General features: G+C 63.4%; 7 protein-coding genes and 1 pseudogene. All 8 read right to left on the bottom strand.

Annotation, left to right across the window (positions count from 1 at the left end):
- A pseudogene (locus HMPREF9465_RS13805) lies at positions 1 to 321 on the bottom strand (hypothetical protein); the annotation flags it as partial.
- Between the two features lie 296 nt (positions 322 to 617).
- Complete coding sequence (locus tag HMPREF9465_RS10610) at positions 618 to 1,559, bottom strand: ABC transporter substrate-binding protein (protein WP_005436826.1); 942 nt, start codon at positions 1,557 to 1,559, stop codon at positions 618 to 620.
- Between the two features lie 16 nt (positions 1,560 to 1,575).
- Positions 1,576 to 2,322: an ABC transporter ATP-binding protein gene (locus tag HMPREF9465_RS10605; protein WP_005436824.1), complete on the bottom strand. Its 747-nt coding sequence runs from the start codon at positions 2,320 to 2,322 to the stop codon at positions 1,576 to 1,578.
- Entirely contained in the window at positions 2,323 to 3,084 is a 762-nt protein-coding gene (locus tag HMPREF9465_RS10600) for an ABC transporter permease (protein ID WP_005436822.1), read from the bottom strand.
- A gap of 212 nt (positions 3,085 to 3,296) precedes the next feature.
- Entirely contained in the window at positions 3,297 to 4,097 is an 801-nt protein-coding gene (locus tag HMPREF9465_RS10595) for a sulfite exporter TauE/SafE family protein (RefSeq protein ID WP_005436821.1), read from the bottom strand.
- A gap of 210 nt (positions 4,098 to 4,307) precedes the next feature.
- Complete coding sequence (locus tag HMPREF9465_RS10590) at positions 4,308 to 5,195, bottom strand: ATP-binding protein (RefSeq protein WP_005436819.1); 888 nt, start codon at positions 5,193 to 5,195, stop codon at positions 4,308 to 4,310.
- 26 nt (positions 5,196 to 5,221) lie between these two features.
- Positions 5,222 to 6,400, bottom strand: coding sequence for an alanyl-tRNA editing protein (locus tag HMPREF9465_RS10585; RefSeq protein ID WP_005436817.1), 1,179 nt, complete (start codon positions 6,398 to 6,400; stop codon positions 5,222 to 5,224).
- 141 nt (positions 6,401 to 6,541) lie between these two features.
- Entirely contained in the window at positions 6,542 to 7,135 is a 594-nt protein-coding gene (locus tag HMPREF9465_RS10580) for a TetR/AcrR family transcriptional regulator (RefSeq protein WP_005436815.1), read from the bottom strand.
- Positions 7,136 to 7,167 lie beyond the last annotated feature (32 nt).

Below are 7,167 nucleotides of genomic sequence, written 5' to 3'. Positions count from 1 at the left end.
CTTGAACGGCGCAAGCCATTCTACGGCTTCCATTGGATGTCCTTTGCAATGAAGGCAGTCCACTCGTCGAAATGTCACGTTGAGCTCAACAAAATACCCTAAAAGGGAGCACTCCTTGATTCTTCTGGAAACATAGCTGTGAACGAGCGGTGCCTCATGGCGGCAGCGCGAACATATCGGCATTGATCCTTCGACAGGTCGCAAATCAAGAATGAGAGTCTTCCTGCCATCTACGGGCGAGACTTGAATCTTGAAAGAAGTGATCTGGAAGCCGGGCCATGGATCGAGAGATTTGAAAAGTTGCCCTACAATATTGGTCATAGCGCTCATCCTTTTTTCGCGGTTCTTCTCTAGTAACTTGAATCTGCCTGAAATTTGGAGTGAGCGCTACTTTTTTTTCCTTGGAGGGAGCCGACCAGACTTTTTCTTAAAAGTCAAGGCCGCGTTCCACGGACTTCCGAGATGAACCTAAAAAAGGGCTGGATCTTCTCAAGGATCCAACCCTAAAAGAGCAATACCCGGAAAATCCTCCTGAACAATCAGAAAAAAGGCCCGGGACGCCGCCGGAATGCGGGCCGGACCTTCGTGACGGCGCTGAACTTGAACGCTGTCCGGGCTTACTTGCCCAGAGCGATCGGAAGCACGATGCTCTTCACGTCGACGGGCGTCGTCATCAGGCCGTTCTCGATGAGGAACTTCTGGTCGGCCTCAAGGCCCTTGACGTCGGCGTCGGTCAGCACGCCGTAGTAGTGGGACCAGCCCGCGAGCTTTTCGGCGTCGGCGAGCGAGATGCCGTGTTCCTTCGCGCCGATGGCGACGGCCTCCTGCCAGTTGGCCTTGATCCACTCGTCGGCCTCACGCTCGACGCGCACGACGGTTTCGAGCGCCTCGGGATGCTTTTCGGCGAACTGCTTCGAGGCGGTCATGACGAGGTTGACGTCGACGAGGCCCTTGGCGGTAGTCACGACGCGGCAGCCCGCCTCCTCGGCCTTGATGATGCCGCTCGCGGCAAGAAGCGCCGCGTCGACGCGGCCGCTCGTGACGGCGGTCATGGCGGCGGGAATGTCCATGGAGAGGAACTCGACGTCATCGGCCGACATGCCTTCCTTCACCAGAGCGGCGATGAGGAGCTGATGGAGCACGGTGCCGCGGGGACCCGCGACCTTCTTGCCCTTGAGGTCCTTCACGGAGAGACTGGCGCCGGGCTTGCCCACGATGGCGAAGGTGTCCGTCGGGTGCGAGACGCCCGAGGCGACGTAGACGGGATTGCCCGAGCCGTTGGCCATGAGGAGCGAGGCGGTGTTCATGACGGCGGAGACGTCGACGGCGCCGGCCGCCATGGCCTGGGCCTGCTTGGCGCCCGAGTTGATGGACTTCCACTCGACCTTGACGCCGTCCTTCTCAAAGGCCTTCTCGAGCATGCCTTTTTCCTTCATGACCATGTTCTGAAGGTTGAACGGGCTCTTCACGTAGACGATCGTCACCTTTTCGGGCATGGCGGCGAGGGCGGACGCGGCAAAGGCGCCGCAGACGGCGGCGGCAAGAAGCTTCTTCATCATTTTCAGGATTTCCTTTTTATAGAAGCGGCTCCTCTTCAAGGAAGCCGCGGAGGATTTCTTCGGAAAGCGCGCCGAGTCCAGGAGTCGCGAAGCTCCTCGGATAAGGCGCGGGATTGTCGTAGGTGCGCGCGATCACGCCGTTCTCAAGCCTGCAGATGCGGCTCGAGAGCAGCACGGCCTCGGTCACGTCGTGCGTGACGAGCACAGTCGTGACGGGACGCGCGGCGTGAATGCGAACGAATTCGTCATAGAGCTGGCGGCGAGTCAGAGCGTCGAGCGAACTGAACGCCTCGTCGAGCAGGAGGAGTTCGGGCTCGGCGGCGAGCGCTCGGGCAAGGCCCACTCGCTGGCTCATGCCGCCCGAGAGCGCGGCGGGCATCGACTCGGAGGCATGCGCGAGGCCCGTGAGCGCAAGCACGGCGTCGACCTTCGCGCGCCGCTCGTCGGCGGGCAGGTGTCTCACGGCCACCTCCACGTTTCTTCTCACGCTCATCCAGGGAAACAGCCTGTGCTCCTGAAAGACCACGGCCGTGCGGGGCGCGGCGGCGCGACCCTGCGCGTCCTCCATGCGGATTTCGCCCGAATCGGGCTTCTCAAGTCCCGCAAGGAGCCTCAGCAGCGTCGTCTTCCCGCAGCCGCTGCGGCCGATCACAGCCGTGATGCCGCCCGCGGGCATCTCGAGCGACAGTCCGTCGATCGGAGCCGTCGTGCGGCTGTCGGACGAAAAGGCCTTCCTGAGATTTCTGATTTCAACCTTCACCATCTACGCAGCTTCCGAAATGCGGCGCGAGAGCGCCGAAACGAGCCTCGAGATCACGGCGTCGGCCGCAATGCCGAGCCCCACGATCGTGAAGATGCCGACGAACACGACGTCGGTCTTGCCGAATTCGGAGCTCTCCGTAATGAGAAAACCCAGCCCCGATGAGGCGGCGATGAGCTCGGCACCTACGAGGGCGCGCCAGCTGTACCCGAAGCCCATGCGAAGGCCCGCCAGAATCCCGGGCATGGCCGCAGGAAGCGTGAGCATCCTGAAGCGCTCGGCGGACGTAAACCTGAGAAGCTCGGCCACTTCGGCAAGCTTCGGGTCGATGCCCTTCACCGCCGTGAGCGCGCTCAGATAGATCGGAAAGAAGCTCGAGAGAAAGACGATCGCGATCTTGGGCGCCTCGTCGATGCCGAGCCAGAGAATGAGAACGGGAATGAGCGCAAGCGGAGGCGTGAGCCTCAGGAATTCGATGACGAAATGCGAGGCCGCCGCGGCTGCGGGCCTCACCGCGAACCAGACGCCGCAGCCGATCCCGAAGGCGGCCGCAAGCACGAAGCCCGTCATCGTGCGCATCGCACTCATGCCGATGTGCGCCGCCAGCGACCCGTCGGCCGCCATGCGCACGAACGCCTCCCACACCGCCTCGGGCGACGGCAGGAGAACGGGCGCGATCCCGCCCGAGTGCGCGGCGAGCCACCAGGCGGCAAGAAGCGCCGCCGGGATGACAAGGCCCAGTAAAGGAAGCGATGAACGGTTCATGTCGGAGCGAGCGGACCGGAGACGGCTACGGTCATACCCGAGTAAATTTGTCGGGATAATGTAGCAGATGAGCGGTCCTGATGCAAACCATTCTCACACGAGGAGTCCGGAACTTTGGAGAACGGCGAAGAAGGCACAGCCCCTGAAGGGACGCGCCCGGCGCTGGGCCGGGCGTGGAAAAGACATGCGGGACGGAAGTAGTCTGTCCCTGATCAGAGCGAAAATCCGCGCCAGACAAGCTGGCAGCCGAGGGCGACCATCACGCAGGAGAGCAGGATGACGATGAGGCGGGGCTTGCTCTTTCGAGCAAGGCGTGCGCCGAGCTGTGCGCCCACGATGGCGCCGCAGCCCACTGCGACGGCGGGGGCCCAGACGATGTGGGCGAGTAGCGCATGGCCGACGACGCCGATGGCGGCGCTCACCATGAGCACGAAGGTAGAGGTGGCCACGGCGACGAGCGGCGGGAAGCCGAGCAGGAAGACCATCATCGGAACGTGCACGACGCCGCCGCCGATGCCCAGAATGGAGCTGATGAAGCCCACGAAGAAGGAGCAGCCGATGCCGAGCCAGATCTTGCTTCTGGGGAGCTCGTTCGGATCGAACTCGTCGGCCGAGCGGTTGGCGGCCTTGTTGCGGGAGCTCCAGTACATGAAGCAGCCGAGGAAGGCGAGCGACGCGCCGAAGGTGATCGAGAAGGCGGGGCCCGAGAACCATTCGCTCACGTAGCTCCCGAGGAAGGCGCCCGGCACCGTGGCGAGTGCAAAGGGCATCGCCACGCTAAGGATGATGCGCTTCTGCCTGAAGTAGGCCCAGGTGCCCGAGAGGGCATTGAGGAGCACGCCGAAGAGGCTCGTGCCCACGACCTCCTGAACGTTCGCGAAGGTGCTGCCCGAAGGCGGCATCATGAAGTACATGAAGAGCGGCACCATGATGAGGCCGCCGCCGATGCCGACGAGAGCGCCGAAGGAGCCGACGCCGATGCCGAGAATGAAGAGCTCGATGAAGTCAAGCATGACCGTGTTGTCGTCTTGTATTGATGGGTGTAACCGAGGGAGTGCGCATGACGCGCCGTGTGCGCGGCGGACCGTGCGGGACTTTCCGACATGATACGCCCGCCGTCTTCCGTCAAGGACGAAAACCCGCCGTCCTCTTCATCCTGCTCAAAAAATGCGGGACGCCTAACCATGGACGTCCCGCATTCCGTTTTCACAGTCTTCTTTGCGTCACAGCCTGATGCGCGCGGCTAGTCCCGGCGGGCAACGGCCGATCATCAGGTCGGCGAGCGCCTCGGAGTGCGTGCACGCGAAGACCTGCACGCCGGCTTCGACGAAGGCGGCCGCGGAGGCTGCGACGAGCCTGCGCAACTCGTCGTCCATGCAGGCGTCGGGCTCGTTCCAGAAGAGGATCATGCCCGGCGAGATCATGCCGTTGCGAACGAGCCTCGCGAGCATCACGATCCTGCGCTCGCCCGAGTCGAGTTCAGACATCGGCACCACGGCGCCCCCACGGATGACGACCAGACTCTTGTCGTCAGGATGCTCGGCGACGCGGCCGCCGAGCCTCTTTTCGAGTCGGTCAAGGAGCGCCGCAAGCGGGGCTGCGGGTTCGGACTTCGTGTCCTCGGCGCCGAGCACCGAGCAGGTGTCGCGCCAGACGCCCTCGAACCCGACATGCCACATCTCGAAGAGCTTCGGGAACCAGGGCACGAAGGAGGCGAGCTCCTGCATGGGAATGAAGACGGGGCGGCCAGGGGCCGTGCCCGACGGCATGGCGTCGACGGAGACGAATTCGGAGCCGCTCTTGAAGCCGAAGGCGAGCGTGCCCTGGGCCTCCTCGTGCTCGAGCTCGACGGCGCACTCGCCGCGCGCGAGGTCGCCCACGCAGCCCGGACGAAAGTTCTCCCTCAGCCGGCCCGTGATCGACTGCGCGTATCCGAGCTTCGTCATCCAGCGCGTCGTGAAGGCGCCCGCGGACTCGACGGCGCACAGCAGCTTGAGCAGGTTGTGTCCGCCTGCGCCATTGGGCGCGACGATGACGTTGAGACCGGGCGCAAACGCATGGCGCCCGTCATTGATGTTCATAAAGCCGCGGAGGCTCACGGAGCGGATCAAGGCCGTTCCTCCTTGCAATATTAGTGTTAAGCGGTGTGCTCGGCCCAGACGGCGGCGACCGCCTCCCTGACGGCGGTCTCGTCCGCCTTCCAACTGCCCTGCACGAAGCCCTTCGCACCGCCGCCGCGGCCGTTGAGGCGCTTGTTGAGCGCGATGCTCACGGGGCGCAGAAGGTCGTCGGGGATGGCGCAGACGTAGCTCATGACGCCGGGCTCGGTCTCGGACATGACGGCGATGAAGGGAGCCTTCTTCGCTTCGGAGAGCTGCACGCAGAACTGGCGGAGCTCAAACGGGGGGAAGCCTTCCTCCAGGACGACGAGCGGCGTCTCCTGAGCGGGAATGGCGTCGGCCTTGAGGTCGAAGATCGTGCGGTTCATCGCCGCAATCCTCGCGTCCTTGGCGGCCGACTCGGCGAGCACGCGCTCGACGGCCGAGGAGATCTCGAGGGGCTTCGCGGAGAGAAGCGCGGAGACGGCGCGGGTCTCGCGGATGCGGGCCTCGTAGTCCCTGAGGGCGCGGATGCCGCATACGAAGAAGACGCGGGTGCCGCCGCGGTGCTTCATCGAGGAGAGCACCTTGATGAGGCCGATCTCGCCCGTGCTCCTCACGTGCACGCCGCAGCATGCGCAACGGTCGCATCCGGGCACGTCCACGATGCGCACGTCGCCCTTGAGGGCCTTCTTGCTTCTGTAGACGAGCTTCTCGAGCGCCTCCGCATCGGGAAAGGACACGTTGACGGGAACGTTCGCTATGACGGCATCGTTTGCGATGCGCTCGACTTCGGCCACCTCCTCTTCGGTCATCACGCCGCTGAAGTCGCAGGTAATAACATCGTCGTCCATGTGAAAGCCCACGTTGTCAAAGCCGAACTTCGCGTTGACGATGCCCGAGAAGACGTGCTCGCCCGTGTGGTTCTGCATGTTGTCAAAGCGGCGCTCCCAGTCAAGCACTCCCTTGACGTCCTGCCCGACATCGAACGCCTTTTCACAATAGTGCACGATGCCCGCCGGCGTGCGGCGCACGTCGAACACGGCTGCGCCGTCGATCGTGCCGTGGTCCGCAGGCTGTCCGCCGCCTTCCGGATAAAAGGCCGTGTCTTCAAGCATGACCTCGAAGCCCATTTCGCCTTCCACGCACGAGGTCACCTTCGAAGTGAATTTGCAGGCATAGGGGTCACGATAGAAAAGTTCGGTCATGGCGGTCATGGACGGCTCCTTGAAAAAAACCTGAGTGGTGAGACTGCAAAGTCTATGCGCATTCTTCGGGATGCGCAAAACGCGCAACGAAGACGGCCCGAAGCCGGCGCTCCGGGCCGCAGGACAATGCATGCTTGGGGAAGACGTGAATCAGGCGACGTCCTTCGTTCTTCTGACGGCGCCCTCGCCCACGAGCTTTTCGTTGATGAAGCCGTAGGCCTGCGCGTTGAGTTCCGCAAAGGGCGGATTGACGCCGAACTTGCGAGTATAGAAGAAGCCCTCGAGCGCCATGATGGCCACGAATCGAGGCAGGCGCTCCGCTTCGGGCAGCGCCTGGATGCGGAACCAGAGCTTCTGGTACCAGTCGTGCACGGGCTTCATGAGCTCGTCGTCGTGCACGAAGTTGGAGAGCAGCGCGACGCCCACGTCGGCCCAGTCGCGGCTGTCGGCTTCGAAGGTCTTGAACCACTCGACGAATCCCGGCACGAGCGTCTCGTCGGGACGGCCCTCGAAGAGCGCCTCGTGGCGCTTCATCTGGCCGTCGAGATGAGCGGCGTAGTCCTCGATGAGCGCGGCGTGGAGCGCGCGCTTGTTCTTGAAGTGGTACATGCACGCGCCCTTGCTCATGCCTGCGGCCTGGGCCGCGCGGTCCATGGTGAGCGCACCGATGCCTTCCTTGAGGATGATGCCGCGGGCGGCGGCGATGATGGCTGCGCGGGTTCGGAGGGCCTTTTCACTGCTCATGGGAAATGCTTGCCGGAAATGTAGGTAGATGG

The organism is Sutterella wadsworthensis 2_1_59BFAA (genome assembly GCF_000297775.1).
Classification (GTDB): Bacteria; Pseudomonadota; Gammaproteobacteria; order Burkholderiales; family Burkholderiaceae_F; genus Sutterella; species Sutterella wadsworthensis_A.
The sequence above is the reverse complement of the archived record's forward strand: the minus strand, read 5'-3'. Positions and strand labels throughout refer to the sequence as shown.

What these genes read in the sequence shown, in the direction of transcription:
- HMPREF9465_RS10600 (WP_005436822.1), bottom strand. Translation starts at nt 3,084, where the DNA reads ATGAACCGTTCATCGCTTCCTTTACTGGGCCTTGTCATCCCGGCGGCG.
- HMPREF9465_RS10605 (WP_005436824.1), bottom strand. Translation starts at nt 2,322, where the DNA reads ATGGTGAAGGTTGAAATCAGAAATCTCAGGAAGGCCTTTTCGTCCGAC.
- HMPREF9465_RS10610 (WP_005436826.1), bottom strand. Translation starts at nt 1,559, where the DNA reads ATGATGAAGAAGCTTCTTGCCGCCGCCGTCTGCGGCGCCTTTGCCGCG.
- HMPREF9465_RS10595 (WP_005436821.1), bottom strand. Translation starts at nt 4,097, where the DNA reads ATGCTTGACTTCATCGAGCTCTTCATTCTCGGCATCGGCGTCGGCTCC.
- HMPREF9465_RS10585 (WP_005436817.1), bottom strand. Translation starts at nt 6,400, where the DNA reads ATGACCGCCATGACCGAACTTTTCTATCGTGACCCCTATGCCTGCAAA.
- HMPREF9465_RS10580 (WP_005436815.1), bottom strand. Translation starts at nt 7,135, where the DNA reads ATGAGCAGTGAAAAGGCCCTCCGAACCCGCGCAGCCATCATCGCCGCC.